This is a genomic window from Bacteroidota bacterium, assembly GCA_039821555.1.
Lineage (GTDB): Bacteria > Bacteroidota > Rhodothermia > Rhodothermales > Rubricoccaceae > JBCBEX01.
Window position 1 is genome coordinate 321,787 of record JBCBNX010000001.1, and the last position, 20,000, is coordinate 341,786.

The following is a 20,000-nucleotide window of genomic DNA, read 5'->3' on the forward strand; positions in this document are numbered from 1 at the left end:
AACCTTAACGGACCTGAGGAAACGGTCGGCGGAGATTGGTGCTTCAAGCTGCCCGCTCAACCAAGCACATCCGCACGCCATGACGCCCCGCGCCTTCAACAAGGTCTACCGCTACGACAAGCGACTCGTGACGGGGGGGTACTATCCGCAGGAGCCCGTCGCCATCGAGGACGGCGACGTGGTCGGTGTGGTCCTGATGAACCTCGGGGGACCGATGAAGCTCGACGACGTCGAGCCGTTCCTCTACAACCTGTTCATGGATCCCGCCATCATCGACATCCCGCTCAAGGGGGCTGCGCGGCACTGGCTGAGCAAGTTCATCGCCTCGAAGCGGAGCAAGATCGTCGGGGAAGACTACGAATCCATCGGCGGGTCGTCGCCGATCAACAGGCTTACCGAGGAGCAGCGAATCGCGCTAGAGAAGCGCCTCAACGACCGTTTCGGCGATGCTACCGGCGCTACGTTCCGGTGCTACACGGCCATGCGCTACTGGAAGCCGACCTCCGAGGAAGCAGGTGCGCAGATGGTGCGCGACGGCGTCACGAAGGTGGTGTTGCTACCGCTCTATCCGCAGTACTCGAAGACGACCACAGGCTCCTCGCTCATCTTCTGGAAGGCCCTCGAAGACGCTGGCGAGATTCCCGCCTGGCCGACCTCGCTTGTCTTCGAGTACGCCGCCCACCCGAAATACGTTCAGGCGCTGAGCGAACGCATCGACGAAGGGCTGCAACGCTTCCCACGCGCCATCCGTGACCAGGTGCACCTCGTCTTCTCGGCGCACGGCACGCCCGTCAAGGAGATGAAGCAGCGCCGGGACCCGTACTGCTGCCTCGTCCACTCGACGGTGCAGCAGGTGATGAACTACCGCGAGGCTGAGCGCGAGCAAGGCCGCTCCTTCCACGTCGCCTTCCAGAGCAAGGTCGGTCCTGCCGAATGGCTCACGCCCAGCACGCCGGACCAACTCGAAGAGCTGGCCGAGCAAGGTCACACAGCCGTCCTCGTGGTCCCAGTTGCCTTTGTGACAGACCACATCGAGACGGCGTTCGAGCTAGACATCGAGGTGCGCGAGGAGGCGGAGGAGTTCGGCATCGAACACTATGAGGTGACGCGCGGCCTGAACGCCCACCCGCTCTTCATCGAAGCGCTCGCCGAATCCGTGGCTGCGCAGGTTACGGCCCCGAACCCCTCTGGCGACGGCGCACCTGTGGCACTGCCGAAGCCGATCCCGCAGCTGCCGCGCTTCAAGCAGGCGTGCAGGACCGTTCGGTGCCACCAGTGCCGCTGTATCACCGAAGCGCACGACTGGTCGGCGCAGGCGGATACGGACGAGGTGACGGTGCGCAGCACCGAGAACGCGTAGGGCGAGGACGGTCCATGTCTGGCCTGACCGACCACCTGCTTCGGACGCTCGCTGCGGTACCACCAGGAAGTCGCATCCTCGACCTGGAATGTGGGGACGGCGCCGTATCGCAGGCACTCGCCGCGCTCGGATTCGACGTACACGCCACGATGAGCGACACGGAAACGGCCGTGCGAGCTCAGCAAGCCGTCGCGAGAACCCACCCAGCGCTCGGCAACCGTGTAATCACGGCTAGCCCCCGCGCTCTTGGCTACCCCGACAGCTTCTTCGACTGGGTGGTTGCGCTCGGCAGCTACGATGGCATCAAAGCGAATCGGCTGAGCGATGCGCTTGCTGAGACGCGGCGCGTGCTCAAGCCAGGCGGCTGGGTCATCATCGCCGTGCGCGACGGCGCGGACATCTCGCCAGCGTGGCTCTCCTATCGCATGCAGGACGCAGACTTCGCAGTCGCTGAGCCGCCAAAGCGGGACCTGGACGACGAAGGACCTGTCGTCCGAGGCATCTTCCGCAAAGTCGAGCGCGACGTGATCGGCTGATCCGGGACTGGCAGACGAAGAATTGAGAAGGCGAGGGCGGAGGGCCGTATTGCCGAAACGCCGTCCGGGTTCGGGCGTGAGCCAGGGGCTTCATTCACTTCAGCAGGACCACCACCCCCTTTGACCGTGATCACCACCCAAGGCCCTACGAACTCGGTTGTTCGCCCGCTCCCCGCTAGCGCCCAGCACTACGCCCAGGCACAGACGGTCATCCCTGGCGGCGTGAACTCGCCCGTGCGCGCGTTCAAGAGCGTCGGCGGTACGCCGGTGTTCTTCGAGCGTGCCAGCGGTGCCACGATCTGGGACGCTGACGGCAACACCTACGTCGACTATGTCGGCTCATGGGGACCGATGCTCTACGGACACGCCTTTCCGCCTGTGATCCGCGCCGTGCAGGATGCAGCGACGCGTTCGACCAGCTTCGGCGCACCGACGGCCATCGAGGTACGGCTTGCCGAACTCGTCGTGGAACTCGTCCCCAGCATCGAGAAGGTGCGCTTCGTCAACTCCGGGACAGAGGCTACGATGAGCGCTGTGCGCCTAGCCCGTGGCTTCACCGAGCGGCCGAAGTTTATCAAGTTCGCGGGCCACTACCACGGCCACGGCGACTTCTTCCTCATCGAAGCCGGGTCCGGCGCGATGACCTTTGGGCAACCCAACTCGCCCGGTGTGACACCCGGCAATGCCCAAGACACGCTGCTTGCCCGGTACAACGACCTAAGCTCCGTCCAGGCGCTCATCGACGCCAACCCAGGCGAAATCGCTGCGGTCATCGTAGAGCCCATCTCCGGAAATATGGGGTGCGTGCCGCCCGAGCCCGGCTTCCTGCAGGGGCTCCGAGCGCTCTGCGACCGGCACGATATCGTCCTGATCTTTGACGAGGTCATGACCGGCTTCCGCGTCGCCCCTGGCGGCGCGCAGTGGCTATACGACGTACGGCCCGACCTCACAACGCTTGGCAAAATCATCGGCGGCGGCCTGCCGGTGGGCGCCTATGGCGGTCGAAAGGACCTGATGGACTATGTCTCGCCAGCCGGCCCTGTCTACCAAGCGGGGACGCTGTCGGGCAACCCACTGGCCATGCATGCCGGCTACGCGATGCTACGCCAGATCCTCGACGACCTCGACGTCTATCACCGGATCGCGCAGACCAGTGCGGCCATCCACGATGGACTCACAAACATCTTGCGCGAGCTCGGACGCAATCTCTACACGACACGCGTCGGCTCGATGAACGGCCTCTTCTTTACGGACGAGAAGGTCATCGACTACGACGGCGCGAAGCGCTGCGACACGGCTGCGTTTGCCCGCTACTTCCATGCGATGCTCGCGCAGGGCATCTATCTCGCCCCAAGCCAGTTTGAGGCGTACTTCGTCTCGGACGCGCACACCGAAGCGGATGTCGACGCCACGATCCAGGCGATGCGCCGTGCCCTACCTGTCGCGTTTGACGAGTCGATCGCGGTGCCTACGTCCGTTGAGCATGCCCCGGTGGACGCGCAGGACGCCCCCAACCTCAGCGACTGACGGCGCATGCTGATCGACACCCACGTCCACCTCTACCATCGGAAGTACGAAATCGATCGGACCGCCGTCGTCGAGCGTGCCGCCGAGGTGGGCGTAGCGCGGCTGCTCCTGCCCGCCATCGACGTGCCTTCGATTCACGACGCGCTCGCGCTCTGTGACGCGTACCCAGGCGCAGTCTTCGCGATGACGGGAGTCCACCCGAGCGAGGTCAAGGAGGCTGCGGACGAGGACTTTGAGGCGGCTGCGGCGCTTGCAGACGACCCGCGCGTTGTCGCGATTGGAGAGAGCGGCCTCGATTACTACTGGGACCGCTCGTTCAACGACAAGCAGCACGATTTTCTGCGCCGTCACGCGTGTCTCGCCATTGAGGCTGACTTGCCTCTGGTGCTCCACAACCGCGACCAACGTGGGAGCGATGCGTGCTCCCGTGACCTCGTTGAGATCCTTCGCGACGTACGGCGGAGCCACCCCGAAGGCGAACGGCTACGTGGCGTCTTCCACTGCTTCGGCGGTCCGCTGTGGTTGACCCAGGCCGTGCTCGACCTTGGTTTTCACATGGGCATCGGGGGCACGCTCACCTTCAAGAACGGTAGCGTGGCCGAGGCCATCGCGGACGTGCCGCTGGACCGAATCGTGCTGGAAACGGACGGTCCATACCTCGCGCCGACGCCGCATCGTGGAATGCGCAACGAGCCAGCGTACGTCCGTCTTGTCGCCGAGCATCTTGCGAACGCACGTGGCCTCACGATGGAGGACATAGCGCGGCAGACGACGCACAACGCCGAGCAGCTATTCGGTTTACCTGTAACGACCTAAAGCAACGACCTAAAACTCGTAGCGCGCGCCATCGACGCCAAGTTCGAGGTCGGGAACGAGCGCCCGGCTGGCCTCCAGTGTCGCTTCCTCGACCTGGGGCGGCAGATGGACGAGGACGAGGCGTTCGGCGTCGGCCTTCTTCGCGCAGGCGGCCGCGTCCTCCGCGGACGAGTGGACCCCGGGGACGGTGCCGTTAGCCTCGTGGACGAGCAGGTTGGTACCCGCCGCTAGAGCGCAAATGTGGTCTGACGGTGCCGTGTCGCACGAGTAGGTCATGGAGGTGCCTGTCCGGCGTGCCTCGAAGCGAAGGGCGGTTGTCGGAAGGGGGTGCACCGTTGGCGTTGCCGTGACTTGGAAGCGGCCCGTAGTCAGCACTGGGGTGTGGGGCTCCATTGTGATCGGATACCAGACACATTCCGGTAGGCCGTCCCAGCTTGCCGTATCAAACACCGAAAAGAGGCGCCGCGCTGCATCGAGGGCATCGGCCGGTCCGTAGATCGGAATGGGAGCACGTCGGCCCATGAGCCAGACTTTCTCCAGGAAGAGCGGAAAGCCAGCGATGTGATCCGGGTGGGCGTGCGTGAGATAGAGTGCGCGAAGGTCGTCGGCAAAGAGTCCAGCCTGGAGCATCCGCTGGACGACATCGCCGCCACAGTCGACGACGTGCACCTCTGGCCCGTCCTCTACGGCTAGCATGGTGACCGTGCGATCCGGCGACGAGACCGCTGCGCCGGTGCCGAGGAGGTGCAACGTGGGCATGGAATGGAAAAGCAAAGGGGGGAGAACGCGGGCCGAGAAGATAGCAGGGCGCAGGCTCTGAGGCGCAGGTGCGGGCACCCAACGTACACGAAGATGCATGCGGCTTCGTTTTTTCTTCGCGAGACGAGCAACTTCAGCTCGAACGCCGTGTCTCCCCGTCGCGCCTTGCATGGCACCCATGCGCCTCGTCACCTGCCCCTGCCGCCGTGTCAGCTTCCTCGGATCCCCCCGAATACACCGCCCACTCTGGTCACCGCGCCACCGCCGTCATCGACGATCGCGCGCTCATCGAGGCCTTCCAGAAGGGCGATGAGTTCGCCTTTGTGAGCCTGTACAACCGCTACAAGGCTCCCGTCTACGGCTTCTGCGCCAAACTGCTCCTCGACCGAGAGGCCGCCGAGGACGTGATGCAGGAGACGTTTCTCCGGGTCTACGAGAACCGCGATCGCCTCCTCAACGCTGGAGCGTTCCGGTCCTGGCTCTTCACGATCGCGCGCAACCAATGCCTCAACCATTTACGTACACGCGGCCGGACTCGGCCTTTCCCAGAACATGCGCCCGAGCCTCCAGCGCCCAGCCGCGAGACGCCCTTTCGCCACCTACTCAAGGCCGAACAGGTCGACCTCGTGAACCGCTTCCTGGGCGAACTCTCGCCGGAGTACCGCGAGGTGATCGTGCTGCGCGAGTACCAGAATCTGTCGTACGACGAGATCGCAGCCGTGACTCGTAACACGGTGTCATCGGTCAAGAGCCGCCTCTTCAAGGCTCGACGCAAGCTCGGGCAGTTTCTCCAGCCGTGGATCGAGCCCGAGCCCGCACCGGTGCCCTCCACGTCGACTCCTTCTTCCTGAACGCCGCCTCCGCATGACGACCCCGCACTTGCCTGCTGGCCGAGACCATCAGAGCCACGCCCAGTACGAGGTGCTCCTCGACCTCTATGTGGACGGCGAACTCCCCTTCGCCGACCAGCCAGCGCTCTTCGCGCATCTCGCTGACTGTACGGCCTGCCGCGCCCAATTCAACGCCCTGATGGCGTTTCGGATTGCTGCTCGCCAGGAACACCTGCCCGTGACGCCGTCTATGGACGCCGCGTTTTTCGCGCGCCTCGACCAGGCGAAGCGGCCGCGGCCGCACCCTGCCGCCACCCGGGCAGAGGACCGCCAGCCCTTTCGGGGCCTGAAGCGCCGCGTCTCAATCCGTACCGCGCTCGTGTTCTCGCTCGTGCTCTTCGCCGTTGGGCTGCTCACGGCACAGCCGGCCGAGCCCGAGCCAAGCGCCGTGCCTGTCCGCATCGTCGATGACGCCGACCCGGCCGAGGCACTCTACGTGATCTATCCCGGCATCACCGTCGAAGAGGAGCGGGAAGAAGCCGGAGCGGAGTAGACGAACGCGTGAGACTCCAGTATGCCCGTTGAGGCGCCGCTGACACGGATTTTATCGCCATGTTCGGACCGATGTGCAAGAGGGACACGTAGCTTCACGCTGCTTTCCCTAGCTTCATTCTTGCACTCGCATGTCCGTCCGCGTTCGTTTCGCACCCAGCCCCACTGGAAAACTCCACATCGGGGGGCTCCGCACGGCCCTCTACAACTGGCTCTTCGCTCGTCAGCAAGGCGGTACGTTCGTGCTGCGGATCGAGGACACCGATCGCTCGCGCTACGACGCCGATTCGGAAGAGGATATCATCGACAGCCTTCAATGGGCCGGGTTGCAGTACGATGAGGGGCCCCGTGTCGACGGTCCGCACGGTCCCTACTACCAGTCGCAGCGCTCAGCGCTCTACCGGACCCACGTCGACCAGCTGCTCGATGCGGGGCATGCGTATGTCGCGTTCGATCCCCCCGAGGCGCTCGATGCGCTCCGTGCTGACAACCAGAGCTACAACGCTGCGACGCGGGGCCGCATGGACAACGCCCTCACGCTCGGCGCGGACGAAGTGGCGCGTCGCATCGAGAGCGGGGAGCCCTACGTCGTGCGCCTCAAGGTGCAGCCCGGAGGGCGGGTACAGTTCACCGACCTCATCCGTGGCGTCGTCGCCTTTGACACGAGCGAGATCGACGATCAGGTGCTCCTCAAGTCGGACGGCATGCCGACCTACCACCTCGCGAACGTCGTGGACGATCACCACATGCAGATCACGCATGTGATCCGCGGCGAGGAATGGCTGCCGAGCGTCCCGAAGCACCTGTTGCTCTACCGGGCTTTTGGCTGGACGCCCCCGCAGATGGCCCACCTTCCACTTATTCTCGCGCCTTCCGGCGGCAAGCTCTCGAAGCGCAACGCCGAAACGCTCGGCATCCCAGTGTCCGTTGAGCAGTACCGCGCCGCGGGCTACGACGCCGACGCACTCGTCAACTTCCTGGCGCTGCTCGGCTGGAACCCGGGCACCGAGCAGGAACGCTTCACCCGCGGCGGGCTCGCCGAGGCTTTCGACTTCGATGGCGTGAGCAAGTCTGGCGCGAAGTTCGACCTCGACAAGCTCCGCTGGTTCAACGGCCAGGCCGTCCGGGACATGGCCGTTGAGGACCTGGCGGATGAAGCATGTCCTGCTCTGGCCCGAGCAGGTATTGACTACGACGACGCGACGCTGGACGAGGCCGCGCGGCTTATGCAGGACCGCGTGACGTTTCCTCACGAGATCGCCGAGGCGCGCTACTTCTTCGAAGACCCTACTGACTACGACGAGAAGGGGGTCAAAAAGCGCTGGAAAGCTGATGCCGCCGACTTGGTCACGGCCTACGCCGACCGTCTAGAGACGCTCGACACGTTCGACGCAGAGACCGCCGAGCGTGAGCTGCGCTCGATTACCGAGGCCCGCGAGATCGGTGCCGGGCGGCTTATCCACCCGACACGCCTCGCGATCAGCGGCGTGACATTCGGGCCGGGTCTGTTCGACTTGATGGTCGCCATCGGGCGCGAGGGCTGCGTACGCCGCATGAAGCGCGCCGTTGAGGTCCTTGGCTAAAGCAAGCTTGGGTTCGTTCAATCGTGGCCCCTCGTTCAGTCTATGCACAGCATGGCCCGCCTCGATGCTCGAAGCGGGCCGTGACTCGCGAGAGCATCCGTAGGACTGTGTTAGCCGGAGCTATTCAAACAAGCCTGAACATAGCGCGCTACGTCTGCTAGACGGAAGTCACCGTCACCAGCCACCTCGGGGAGCGGGCGGAAAGTGCGACCAGGGCCTGTCAAAATCGAGTCGTGGCAGGCAAGGAGCGCCCCGCCGAAGACTTCCAGAAGGATCGCGGAGCCGACAGGGCCGAGGCGGTCGCCGCCGCCCAGCACACCCGCCTCGCGGAGCACGTAGAAGAAGAGCGGTGTAGCCGACTCCAGATCGCTGCGCATCGTGGCATCGAGGTTGTTCCATCCTGGAATCTTGCCGAACTCCACGTCGGCGGCCGGGTCGATCCGCTGCGTGTCATCTTGGTTGTAGGCAAACGCAAGCTGTTGCGCGACGGTCTGGCCGCTCGGTAGTCCAAAGACGTGCCCACGGCGGAGATTGCGGAACGCGAGCGATTGCTCATGGGCAGGCGCGCTCCCAACCACCTCGATAGGTAGGCGAATCAACTCCCTCGCGAGTAGGTGATCGAAAGCCATGCAGCGTGCGAAGGGGATGGCTGAGTCCACATCAAGCAAATAGCTCCAATCCACAGTCAACTCGGGGGGCACCGGCGCGAACCCCGTCGTTCCAAAACGCTCGTCGAAGAGCTGGATGCGTTGATTTTCCCTGTTGACCGGATAGGTATCGCGGACCAGCGTATGCCCAAACCGAAAGGCGGCCACGCTGAATTCGGCCGGCATGGGGAGGTGCCGATCACCCGAGGGGGTGTAGAAGAAGGGGTAGGCATCTCCACGGCGGATGCGGTCGCGGACGTACGCGAAGATTGCGGGGTCGCAGATGCGTTCGAGAAAGTCGAAGACGACGAGATGCTGGAAGTGGTAGCGCGCTTGCCGCTGCGCTTCTTCGAAGGCCTCCTGAGCAGACCGACTCGTAGCGCGATACTTGGTAAGGAGGCAATTGTGAAAGCGAAGGAAGAGCAGATGCAGCTGAGCGATGAAGATGTTCTCGTCGTTGCGGGGGTCGCCGATGAGCGCTCGGCCCGTGAACGAGCCATCTTGCTCTTGCTTCAGGACACGCGGCAGGTCATTCTTGTTGACGAGGTTGCCCGTTCGAAGGCGACCAAAAATGGCGTCCTTGCCGTCGTCATAAAGGAACGGGCTCACCTCCGGACCGAATCCGTAGACGGAGTCGAGGTCGAGCGTCGGGGAGCGGAAGTTGGGGATGGTCTCGATCCTTGAGCGGGAGAGCGGGGAGTCGCTGAGCGCTGTGCCTCCGGCATCGAGCGTGATGTCGTGGTCGATGAACTGGGCAAAGAAGATGTAGGCAGCGGGAAGCGTGATCTCGTTGCTTGGGTGAGCGCCGCCGTCCATGATGCCTCCTTTGGCACCGAGCGCGGCTGCTGCGGCCTCAGAAACCGCGAGCGCCGTGTAATCAGGGCTGAGGCGCGTAAACGAGCCAATGCTCTGGTGGGGACAGCCTCGCACGGCCATCATGCCATGCATCTGTGGGTAGGGCATAGGTCGAGAGTGGTCAGGTTGAAGAGAGCCGACAGCCTGCGTTCCTACGCGTTTCTCCTGCACGCACATAGACCCTCGGGAGGTATGCTACTGGCGTTTTGTACACAGGTAAAAAGTGGCGATAGCACGAAAGAACAGCGTGTTGGAAATAGAGGAATTGCTTGGCAAGAAAAGGTCATGTAAATGGGTGATTTCTAGGGTGCCGCACTGTACAAACGCAAGCAGCCCACTTCGATCTTCGAAGTGAGCTGCTGCGGTGACGCTCCCAGCGGGGGGCTAAGGGCGGGGGTCGAACAGGCTACCTGAGCAAGGTCATCTGCGCCGAGGTGGTGGTTCCTGACTCTAGGTGCCGAGCCCGAAGGACGTAGACGCCGCTGGCATGGCCCGTGAGGTCGACTCGGACGACGGCCGTGCCAGCAGTCATGCGCGGCAGCATGAGTTGCTGTACGAGGCGGCCCGTCACGTCGTAGATCGCCACCTCGTAGTCGCCGTCGTCGGCGAGGAGAAGGCGGGCCTCCGTGGTTGGGTTGAACGGGTTCGGGTAGAAGCCCTCAATGCCGAGTTGCTCAGGCAAGGACGAATCGCTGTCGAGGACCCAGGCATTGGCGCCTCCGGCTTGCGCAATACGGACGCCGTCGCCGACTGTGACGGTCGCCGGGGCTGAGGTTGCTGTGGCGCCCTGGTCATCGGTAGCAATCGCGGAGAGCGTATACACGCCAGTCGGGGCGCGGCGGACGCGCACCGAGAACGGCGCGCTCGTGTCCTCGCCGATGGGCTCGCCGTCCACGAGGAACGTGACCTTCGTTACGGTGCCATCCGGATCTGACGCGTCGACACGGAGTGTCACGCTCCGGCCTGCGTCGAGGCGATCACCGTCCTGGGGCGACGTGAGCTCCACGACCGGTGCTTGGTTCTCGGCAGGCTCCTCGCCACCGCCGCTGGATCCTCCGTCACCGGTGTCGACGCCGCCAGTCGACCTACCACGCGAAAGGTCTGCCTCCTGGATGACACGGAGCCCGAAGCCTGGGCCTTCCCATTTGATCGACAGCTTTGGGTTCGACAGCTTCTTGTAGTGCTGGACATCAATGGCGTGGTAGCCCGCGGCGAGGCGAACGTAGCCTTCTCGGACTTCAGGCTGGCCGGGGCGGTTGCCCTGAATGACGACCTCGTCGCCGATGGAGAGCGTGCCCCCTTCCTTCGCGTCCATGACGAATCGGTAGGTGCCCGTTGTGGGCACGTCGAGGAAGCCCTCGTAGGAGACCGCGTGGCCCGAGAGTACGGGAAGGGCATCGAGGTCGAATTTGGAAGCGATACCCTCGCCCGTGGCGACGCCGAGTGTGTCAGCACGTGGCAGTTCGAGGAACGTACCGCTCCAGTAGGTGAACGCGACACCCGGCACCGCGTCGGTGAGCGATGTGCTAGCCTGTGGCTCAGCAAGGGCACTGTCGTCCGGACAGTAGAAGCCTGTTGTCATCCAGTCGCAGAAGCTGATCGACGCGTCGTCGTCGCCCTCGCCGTGCACCATGCCCGGACGGTTTGTGCCGGCGAGCGAGCCGTCGGCGTCGTAGATGCCGCCGTACTGCATCTTGTTGAAAAAGAAGACTGGCTCAGTGTTTACGAACCGCAGGCCCGAGGTCTCACTACCGGGCTCCAGCTTGCGCCATTCAACGGTAATGGCAGCTGGTTCTACGTTCACGAACGTCGCGCCGTCGATCGAGACGCGGCGTAGGTTCTCGTGCGACTTCTTCTGCGTCTGGTCGGTGATGTTGACGCCGCCCGCGGAACGCGCGTGGCGTGCGGTGGCTGGGATCGCACCGCCGACGTCGTTGGCCGTATTCCCTACGACGAACAGGTCGCGGATGCGGCCGAACGTCTGGCTCACGCCGATACCTGCATCTGCCACGACAGCGCCGACAATCGTTTCGTTCTCCTCCTCGATCCAGACGCCGGAGTGGCTCACCTTGTAGGCGAGGAAGTCCGGGCCGAATTCGAGGGGGTAAGGACCTTCTCGCAGGCCGATCATTAGGCCTGCCCCGTGCATCTTGGGTCCGTAGGAGGCGTGGCTGCCGAGACCGGGTGTCTCGTAGATCGCATGGGCGACGTTGCCGGTGAATGTGATCGGCCGATCACGATGCAGGTAGCGCGTGAACGTGGTGAAGCTCGACATGTACTGCTGGTCGAAGAAGAAGCCGTGACCCCGGTAGGAGCCGGCTGCGCGATTGTCGCGGATCTCGTTGTGGGGGTTGCGGCCCCAGAAGATGCCCGAGCGTTCCTCGCCCTGCGCTGACAACTCGTAGTTCTCGCGGTGCGGGAACGCAAAGTCGCGCGGTTGCTTGGCCCAGTTCAGAATGCCGAGGTTGCCGATGAACCGATTGTCGTACTCCTCGCCATCTTCGGCAAACACATACATGTGGTCCGTGACGTGGTAAGCGACGTTGTTCTCGACCGTCACGCGCTGCGTGCGGTGGGTGGCATAGGCCCGCTGGTAGCTGTGATGCACCGAGTTGCCCCGCGCGTAGTCGCTCGGCCGGTCGCCGGCGAGGTGCCAGTGAATCGGGTAGCGGCCTCTCACGCCCGTCTGGCCCATGCGCACGAGTTCGACGCCTTCGATCTGGGCCGTGCCGCCGACCATGAACATGACGTGCCCGCCAAAGCCGACGTGGTAGCCGGTCTCGTCAATGCGAGTCAGGCTGTTCTCGTCGCCCTGAATCACGATGTCGCGTGTCAGAAGGCCGACTTCGGCGCGCATGTCGATGCGGCGGCCCTCGATGGTCTGGATCTCTCCGAAGTGACGGTAGTCGAGGGGCTCCGTCAGCGTGACCGTTCGCCCGTTGACACGCTCGACGACGCGCTTCTCGGCTTCGAAGGGGCTATAGCCACTCGGCGCGATCACGATCTCGTCGCCAGGGCGCCAGTCGACGCGGTCGGCGAGACGAAGCTCCCGGTCGCCAGGGCGCACGTGCCCGTCGAGGACGGTCCAGGAAACCGCATCGCGCCGGTGTCCATGAATGCCGATGGAGCCGCCGTTCATCGTGGCGAGGAACTTGGTGCCCATCGACATAGAACCGCTGCCAGCTACGTTTTCGCTGGGATCGTCGGCGGTCAGCGTGATGGTGGCCTTGTGGCGGTAGGGTGCGTTCGGCGTACCGATTTCGAAGCGAGCTGTTGGGCCGCTTACGAGGATCCAGTCGGCGGTGAGGTCGACGGGCGCATCCGCAAACGAGAGCGTGCCCTCGACGCGGACGCCACCGAGCGGGGGCGTCGAAACGTCAAGGATGATGTGCTGGCCGACTGGGATGAGCATGTCCGCACCGGCGCGAGGGAGTTGGCCGTCCCAGGTAGCCGGGTCGCTCCACAACTGGGGTGCGCTGGTCGTGGCGAACGAGCCGATCCAAGAGCGCTCAGAGAGGATGTCGGGGTTGATTGCGCAGTCGAGGTTGCCCGAGGCGATGAAGGCATCGCGCTGCGACGCGGGCGCGTCGAGATTGAGGGCGGCTCGTGCAGGCAGACTTGTCGCAAGGGCAAGTGCAGCGAGAACGAGACAGAGCCAGAGATGGCGGGAAGCACGTAGGTGCGTAGGCATGGTCCGAGAAGCGACATGGGTAGGGAGCAGGCGGGTGATCCCGGCGAGCGCCGGCCTGCGTTGAGTCGCTATTCGGTATCAGCGTGAGAAGCGTAGCGCTAAGGGTTGAGTCTCGAAACGAGCTCGAACGCCCACGATCGGGAGTTCATATCTGCTGTTTGGAAAGCCCAGGGCGGATGTGCTGCGCCTGTATTCGACGTCGTTTCGATGCGTGGCACATCGACTCGCGTGGCGATCGGCATCGGGACTGCAATACGGGCTAGAATCGGAACGAAGACGGTTTCCAGAACGCGCTAGTGAAACCCTCTAACGAAAAGCGGGCACCGTCCGAAGACCGTGCCCGCTCGCAATCCGTGTGACCGGACGACCTACTTCAGCATCGTCACGCGCTCTGTGATCGTCTGCCCTGTCGAGGCTTGACGAGCCTGCAGGATGTAAAGCCCGCTGGCGTGCCCGCTCAGGTCGAGGGGGATATCCACATAGCCCGCCTCCTGGTCTAGCAGCAGAATCTCTTGTACGAGCCGACCCGCGACGTCGAAGATCTTGACATCGTAGTCACCAGCGAGCGGCATTGCCAATGACATGGTCGTGGCTGGGTTGAAGGGGTTCGGATAGACATCGTCGATGGCAAACTCGGCGGGCAGCGCCGATGAGTTGGAGAGACCCGCTTGGGCTGCTTCGAAAACGGTGATGTCAATGGGGGCCGACATCGTGCGCGCGCCCTCGTTGTCGACAGCTTCCGCCGTGATCGTGTAGGAGCCTGGCGAGAAGCGGGTGCCCCACTTCCACGGGGCCTTCTTGTCGCGACGCGTCTGGGTGCCATTCACGTAGAAGTAGACATCTGCGACCTCGCCGTCGGGGTCGCTGGCATCGACGCGGATGACGACACGCTTGTTGGACGAGAACGAACTCCCATCGCCGGGCTTCGTGATCGTGACCACCGGCGACTGGTTCTCGTCGGAGCTACCTCCGCCACCATCGCCGCCACCACCGCCGCCGGGCGGTTCCGTAGCCGTGCCCCAGACAAGTTCGTCGTCGCGTACGTCGCGCAGGCTAAAGCTTGGGCCATCCCACTTCAGCGCGAGCTGCGGATTTGAGAGCTTCTTATAGTGGTCAATTGCGATGGCGTGGTAGCCCGCTTCGAGGCGGACCCAACCCTCGTGGACCTGCGGCTGGCCAGGGCGGCTTGTCCAGATCACCGTCTCGCCGTTGATGGACAACGCTCCGCCTTCTTTGGCGTTGAGCTGGAACCGATAGTCGCCCGTCTCAGGGGCGTCGATGAAGCCTTCGAAGCGAACCGTGTGGCCCGAGTACACCGGGAGAACGCTCAGGTCGAAGTTGTCGGCGACCCCCGTGTCAGACGGGCTGTCGAGGCCGTCGACCTCGACAAGCTGGTAAAAATCGCCCTTCCACAGTGTGAACTGGACGCCCGGCCGCGGATTTTCGACGCCGACGGCTGTAGCCGGTGCTACTGTACCACCATCGTCGGGGCAGAACCAGCCGCTCGAAGCACCCATCCAGTCGCATTCGTTGATCGTGGCGACCCGGTCGTTCTCGCCGTAAACCATGCCAGGCTTGCCCTTGCCGGAGAGTGACCCATCGGCGTCGTAGATGCCGCCATACTCCATCTTCGTGAAGAAGAAGAGCGGGTCCGTGTTGACAAAGTTGAGCCCGGACACTTCGCTACCGAGTTCGAGCTTGCGCCATTCGATGGTCACCGCTGCGGGCTCTACGTTCACGAATGTCGCGCCGTCGATGCGTAGGACGCGGTCATTCTCCTTTGCCTTTTTCTGGCTCTGGTCGGTGATGTTGACGCCACCGATCGACCCGAAGTGCCGCGCGGTGGCCGGGATCGGGCCGCCGATGTCGTTGTCGGTATTGCCGGCTACAAAGAGGTCGCGGATGCTCCCCAGCATGGGGCTCACGCCAATGCCCGAGTCCGTCACGACGGCGCCGACGATCGTCTCGTTCTCTTCTTCGATCCAGACGCCGGAGTGGCTCACCTTGTAGGCTAGGAAGTCGGGGCCGAACTCGAGCGGGTAGGGGCCTTCGCGCAGGCCGATCATCAGACCAGACCCCCGCGTCTCGGGGCCATAGGATGCGAAGGAGCCTGTGCCCGGGTTAATAAAGATTGAGTGGGCTACGTTGCCCTGGAAGACGATAGGCTGGTCGCGGTGGAGCCAGCGCCGTAGCGTCGTGAAGCTCGCCATGAACTGCTGATCGAAGAAGTATCCGTGGCCGAGGTACGACCCTGCGGCGCGGTTGTCGACCAACTCGTTGTGGGGGTTGCGGCCCCAGAACAGCGCGGCGCGCTCTTCCGACTGGTTCGAGAGGCGCGGCGTCTGGCTCCGCCCAAACGCAAAGTGCTCCTCCAAGACCGCCCAGTTGAGGATGGCGAGGTTGCGGACGAACCGGTTGTCGACCTCGTCGCCATCCTCCGAGAAGACAAACGTGTGGTTGGTCGTCGCGTAGGCCACGTTGTTCTCGACGGTCACCTGGTGCGACTTGTGGATGTTGACCGCCCGCTGGAAGTTGTGGTGGAACGACGAGTTGCGGACGTAGTCGCTCGGGCGATAGTCGGCATAGTGCCAGTGCATCGCATAGCGGCCTGACTTGCCCGTCTGGCCCATGTTCGTGACCTCGACGCCTTCGATCGTGACGATGCCGCCCGCCATAAACATCATGTGGCCGCCGAAGCCGTAGCGGTAGCCGTACGACGAGACGCCGTCCTCGCTCGCCGCGTCGCCCTGGATCAGGATGTTGCGTGAGAGGAGGCCCACTTCGGCGCGCATATCGATGCGGCGGCCCTCGATGGTCTGGATTTCGCCATAGTGGCGATAGTCGAGCGGTTCGGTGAGGCGAACGGTGCGGCCACTGACGCTCTCCACGACGCGCTGTTCAGCTTCGTAGGCGTTGTAGCCGCTCGGCGCGATCACGATGACATCGCCGGATTCCCAGTTGACAGCGTCCGAGACGCGGATCGAGCGGTCGCCTCGCGCGGCATGCTGGTCGAGGACGGTCCACGATGTTTTGTCGCGGCTGGCGCCGTGCATGGTCAGCGAACCGCCATCGCGCGTGATGATGAACTTGTTGCCCGTCTTGAATGCGCCGGTGCCAGCCACATTGCGGTCGCGGTTGTTGCCGGTCAGGGTGATCGTGGCCTGCGCCTCGAACGGGACCGATTCGGTGCCGACTTCCAGGAGGGCGCCGTTGCCCTCGATCAGGATCCAGTCGCTCGTGAGGCTCAGCGGTCGATCCTCGAAGCGGAGCGTGCCTTTGATGGTGAGGCTCTCAAGCGAGGCGGTGTCGGTGTCCAGCAGGACGACTTGATTGGACTCGATGACGACTTTGTCACCGCTTCGCGGAACGCGGCCGTTGGCCCACGTCGATGGATCGCTCCAGCGCTGTACTGCGCCAGGGACCATTCCCGCTGGCGCTACCGAGAAGAGCGCGTCAGCGAAGTAAGCGGGGTCCAGTGGGGAATTGCACTCTAGTGCAGTCGTGGCCGCGAAGGCCTCTCGGTCAGGAACCGAGCGCTCCTCTGCTGTGGCAGCAGTGGGGAGCAGCGAAAGCGAGAGCAGGACAGTGAGGAGGGGACGGAACGGAGGGCGCAGCGTCTGGGGCATGGAGGGAATGCAAGACGTCGTGACGCCGACCACACGGGGCGGGTGTGCGCAGAGAGTGCGCAGCGCGAGAGCACCAACGGAGTGGAAAAGAACGTCGGCACGGGAGAGCAGCCGTGCAGTCCGGCAAGAGCAACGGACGGAGGGGACTCCGATGTATGGAGGGGAGCCGTGAACAGGACCTGCGCCTTAGAGGCGAAGGCGAGTCAGTATGACAACCCCAGCAAAACTGTGAGAATCAGCCAGTAAGGTTGTAAACATTAACATCCATCCATGAGCGATGAATGCTGACGATGTCATGGGATGGCAAGGTGCGTGCCAGCTTTGGAACATGGTGCCTCATTCTGGAGCAGGGGCGTGCTGGTGCCGAACCCACGCCCCAGAATCGGCGTTCGGGAGCGCTTCCGAGGTGGATCGAGAGGCGGCGACCCCGCGTATCTTGGCGCTCTCAATTCCGTCCTCCTTGCTGATCGGCCGATCGCCACCTCCTTCACATGTCCAACGAAACGTCCACCCCGGCCATCGAATCGTCTACTTCCGCATACGACCCCACGCAGATCGAGACTCGCTGGTACCGTTTCTGGGAGGAGGGCGGCTTCTTCAGCGCTAACGCTCACGCTGGCAAGAAGCCACACGTCATTGCGATGCCGCCGCCCAACGTCACTGGGCGGCTCCACATGGGTCACGGCCTCCAGGACACCGTGCAGGATGCCTACACCCGTCTCCGCCGCATGCAAGGCTACGAGGCGCTATGGATCCCTGGCCTCGACCACGCGGGCATTGCTACGCAGAACGTGGTCGAGCGGACGCTGAAGAAGCAAGAGGGCAAGACGCGCCACGACCTTGGCCGCGAAGCCTTCGTGGACCGAGTCTACGATTGGAAAGAGGAGTACGGCGAGATCATCCTCCAGCAGAAGCGCCGCCTCGGCGTGTCGGCCGACTGGTCCCGCCAGCGCTTCACGATGGACGACGGTTTCTCCCGCGCCGTGCAGGACGTGTTCGTGAAGCTCCATGAGCAAGGCCTCGTCTACAAAGGGGACTACCTCGTCAACTGGGATCCGGGTAGCGGCACGGTGATCTCCAACGAAGAGGTCGACAACGTCGAGCGCGACGGGCACCTGTGGTGGATCCAGTACCCGCTCGTGGAGGGCGAGGGCCACATCACCATCGCCACCACGCGACCCGAAACGATGCTCGGCGACACCGCCGTCGCGGTCAACCCAGACGACGACCGCTACCGGACGCTCGTCGGTAAGACGGTGCTGCTCCCGCTCGTCGGCCGCGAGATCCCGATCATCGCCGACAGCTACGTGAAGGCCGAGTTTGGCGCGGGGGCGCTGAAGGTCACGCCCGCGCACGACGAGAACGACTTCGCCCTTGGGCAGCGCCATAGCCTGGAGAGCGTCACCGTGATCGACTTCGACGCGAAGATCAACGATAATGGCGGCACATACGCCGGCATGGACCGCTTCGCTGCCCGCAAGGCCATCGTCGCCGACCTCGAAGCGGAAGGACTGCTCGAAAAGGTCGAGCCCTACCGCCACACCGTCCCGATCTCGTCGCGCTCGGGTGCCGTCATCGAGCCGCTGCTCTCGCCGCAGTGGTACGTCCGTATGGAGCCGCTCGCCGAGCGTGCGCTGGACGTTGTCCGAGACGGCGCGATCACGTTCCACCCCGACCGCTGGAAGAACGAGTACTTCCGCTGGCTCGAAGACATCCGCGACTGGCCAATCAGCCGTCAACTCTGGTGGGGGCACCGCATTCCGGTGTGGTACCACACCGACGCGGACGGCCAAATCGACGAGCACCGCCCGTTCGTCGTCTCCGTCGATCAGCCCGAGCCGGGCATGGTGCAGGACGAGGACGTGCTCGACACGTGGTTCTCGTCGTGGCTCTGGCCCTTCGCGACGCTCGGCTGGCCGAACGAGACCGAGGATCTGAAGACGTTCTATCCGGGGTCGGTCCTCGTCTCGGGCTACGACATCCTCTTCTTCTGGATCGCGCGCATGGTGATGGCCGGGCTGCACTTCACCGACGAGGTGCCCTTCCGCGACATCTTCATCACGGGGATGATCAAGGACAAGCAGGGCCGCTGGATGTCGAAGTCGCTCGGCAACGGCATCGACCCGCTCGACATGGTGGAGCAGTATGGTGCCGACGCCGTGCGTTTCACAATGGCGGTCCTCTGCGCACAGGGGCAGGATATCAAGCTCGACCCGGCCAAGTTCGAGGGCGGGCGCAACTTCGCGAACAAGATCTGGAACGCCTTCCGCGTCTTCGGCCGCTTCATGGAGACGGGCGACGACGGGCGACCCGTTTCGGATCACGTCCGCACGCGCTCCTTCGAGGAGTTGGAGTTGGTCGAGCGCTGGATGCTGACGCGCCTCCAGGAGGGCATCCTCGATATCACCGCCTCGATGGACCGTTATCGCATCTCTGAAGCGGCCAACCGCATCTACGACCTCTTCTGGCGCGACTACTGCGACTGGTATCTCGAACTGATCAAGCCAACCTACGGGCCGGACGGTGAACTCCGCGCGATGGACCCGGACAAGCTCGCGCTGGCCGTCGAGATCTACGAGCAGCTGACGAAGCTGCTGCACCCGTTCATGCCGTTCATCACCGAAGACCTCTGGTGGCGACTTCGCCCGCGGGAAGACGGCGCTGCGTGCATCGTCGCCAAGTGGCCCGAAGCCGATGCGTCGCTCGAAGACACTGAGGCGGCAACGGCGTTCAGCCTGATTCAGGATCTCGTGACGGCCGTCCGCTCGGTGCGTGCGCAGTACAACGTCCCGCCCTCGAAAGGCATCGCTGTGACGGTGAACATTGATGTGGACGGGGGGGACGCCGGCCGTGCTGAGCTCGTCGCCGTGCTCGACGCCAACCGCGCGACGTTCGCGGCCCTTGCAGGCGTGGATGGTCTCACGCTCGGGACAGGTCTCGCCAAGCCGAAAGCCTCTGCCGCCGTGGTCGTGGACCGACACGAGGTGTTCGTCCCGCTCACGGGCATGATCAACCTCGAACAGGAACGCGCGCGCCTCACGAAAGAGATCGAGCAAAAGAAGGGCTTCCTGAAGGGCGTCGAGAAGAAGCTCTCCAACGAGAACTTCGTCAGTCGCGCCCCCGAGGCCATTGTCGAGAAGGAGCGCCAGAAGGCCGCCGACGCCCGCGCCGAGATCGCGAAGCTGGAAGCCAACCGCGACGACCTCGGCTAGTCAGGT

General features: G+C 63.9%; 12 protein-coding genes. 8 read left to right on the forward strand and 4 right to left on the reverse strand.

Going from position 1 to position 20,000, the window contains the following annotated elements; all coding sequences use genetic code 11:
- The first annotated feature begins 79 nt into the window (after nt 1-79).
- The 4 genes from hemH (at nt 80) to AAFU51_01345 (ending at nt 4,239) form a co-directional block, all read left to right on the forward strand.
- Nucleotides 80-1,360, forward strand: a complete 1,281-nt coding sequence (gene hemH, locus AAFU51_01330; protein ID MEO1569885.1) for a ferrochelatase — start codon at nt 80-82, stop codon at nt 1,358-1,360.
- Nucleotides 1,361-1,374: 14 nt separating this feature from the next.
- Complete coding sequence (locus AAFU51_01335; protein MEO1569886.1) at nt 1,375-1,896, forward strand: class I SAM-dependent methyltransferase; 522 nt, start codon at nt 1,375-1,377, stop codon at nt 1,894-1,896.
- Between the two features lie 129 nt (nt 1,897-2,025).
- Nucleotides 2,026-3,423, forward strand: coding sequence for a glutamate-1-semialdehyde 2,1-aminomutase (hemL, locus tag AAFU51_01340; GenBank protein MEO1569887.1), 1,398 nt, complete (start codon nt 2,026-2,028; stop codon nt 3,421-3,423).
- A 6-nt stretch (nt 3,424-3,429) separates the two neighbouring features.
- Nucleotides 3,430-4,239 carry a TatD family hydrolase gene (locus tag AAFU51_01345; GenBank protein ID MEO1569888.1) on the forward strand — a complete coding sequence of 270 codons (810 nt, stop codon included), beginning with the start codon at nt 3,430-3,432 and terminating at the stop codon, nt 4,237-4,239.
- A gap of 9 nt (nt 4,240-4,248) precedes the next feature.
- On the opposite strand, the gene AAFU51_01350 is transcribed toward AAFU51_01345, so the two are convergent.
- A complete protein-coding gene (locus tag AAFU51_01350; protein ID MEO1569889.1) occupies nt 4,249-4,998 on the reverse strand; it encodes a ribonuclease Z in 750 nt (249 codons plus the stop codon).
- A 206-nt stretch (nt 4,999-5,204) separates the two neighbouring features.
- Here AAFU51_01350 and AAFU51_01355 point away from each other — a divergent pair, with 206 nt between their 5' ends.
- The 3 genes from AAFU51_01355 to gltX all read left to right on the forward strand — a co-directional run bounded on the left by AAFU51_01355 (nt 5,205) and on the right by gltX (nt 7,963).
- Nucleotides 5,205-5,849, forward strand: coding sequence for an RNA polymerase sigma factor (locus tag AAFU51_01355; GenBank protein ID MEO1569890.1), 645 nt, complete (start codon nt 5,205-5,207; stop codon nt 5,847-5,849).
- A gap of 13 nt (nt 5,850-5,862) precedes the next feature.
- Nucleotides 5,863-6,381, forward strand: a complete 519-nt coding sequence (locus AAFU51_01360) for a zf-HC2 domain-containing protein (protein MEO1569891.1) — start codon at nt 5,863-5,865, stop codon at nt 6,379-6,381.
- A 130-nt stretch (nt 6,382-6,511) separates the two neighbouring features.
- Nucleotides 6,512-7,963: a glutamate--tRNA ligase gene (gene gltX, locus AAFU51_01365; GenBank protein ID MEO1569892.1), complete on the forward strand. Its 1,452-nt coding sequence runs from the start codon at nt 6,512-6,514 to the stop codon at nt 7,961-7,963.
- A gap of 110 nt (nt 7,964-8,073) precedes the next feature.
- On the opposite strand, the gene AAFU51_01370 is transcribed toward gltX, so the two are convergent.
- The 3 genes from AAFU51_01370 to AAFU51_01380 form a co-directional block, all read right to left on the reverse strand.
- On the reverse strand, nt 8,074-9,573 hold the full coding sequence (locus AAFU51_01370; GenBank protein MEO1569893.1) for a peroxidase family protein: 1,500 nt from the start codon (nt 9,571-9,573) through the stop codon (nt 8,074-8,076).
- Nucleotides 9,574-9,871: 298 nt separating this feature from the next.
- Complete coding sequence (locus AAFU51_01375) at nt 9,872-13,156, reverse strand: G8 domain-containing protein (protein ID MEO1569894.1); 3,285 nt, start codon at nt 13,154-13,156, stop codon at nt 9,872-9,874.
- Nucleotides 13,157-13,524: 368 nt separating this feature from the next.
- On the reverse strand, nt 13,525-16,782 hold the full coding sequence (locus AAFU51_01380; protein ID MEO1569895.1) for a G8 domain-containing protein: 3,258 nt from the start codon (nt 16,780-16,782) through the stop codon (nt 13,525-13,527).
- Nucleotides 16,783-17,273: 491 nt separating this feature from the next.
- Here AAFU51_01380 and AAFU51_01385 point away from each other — a divergent pair, with 491 nt between their 5' ends.
- A complete protein-coding gene (locus AAFU51_01385; GenBank protein MEO1569896.1) occupies nt 17,274-19,994 on the forward strand; it encodes a valine--tRNA ligase in 2,721 nt (906 codons plus the stop codon).
- The last annotated feature ends 6 nt before the right edge of the window (nt 19,995-20,000 follow it).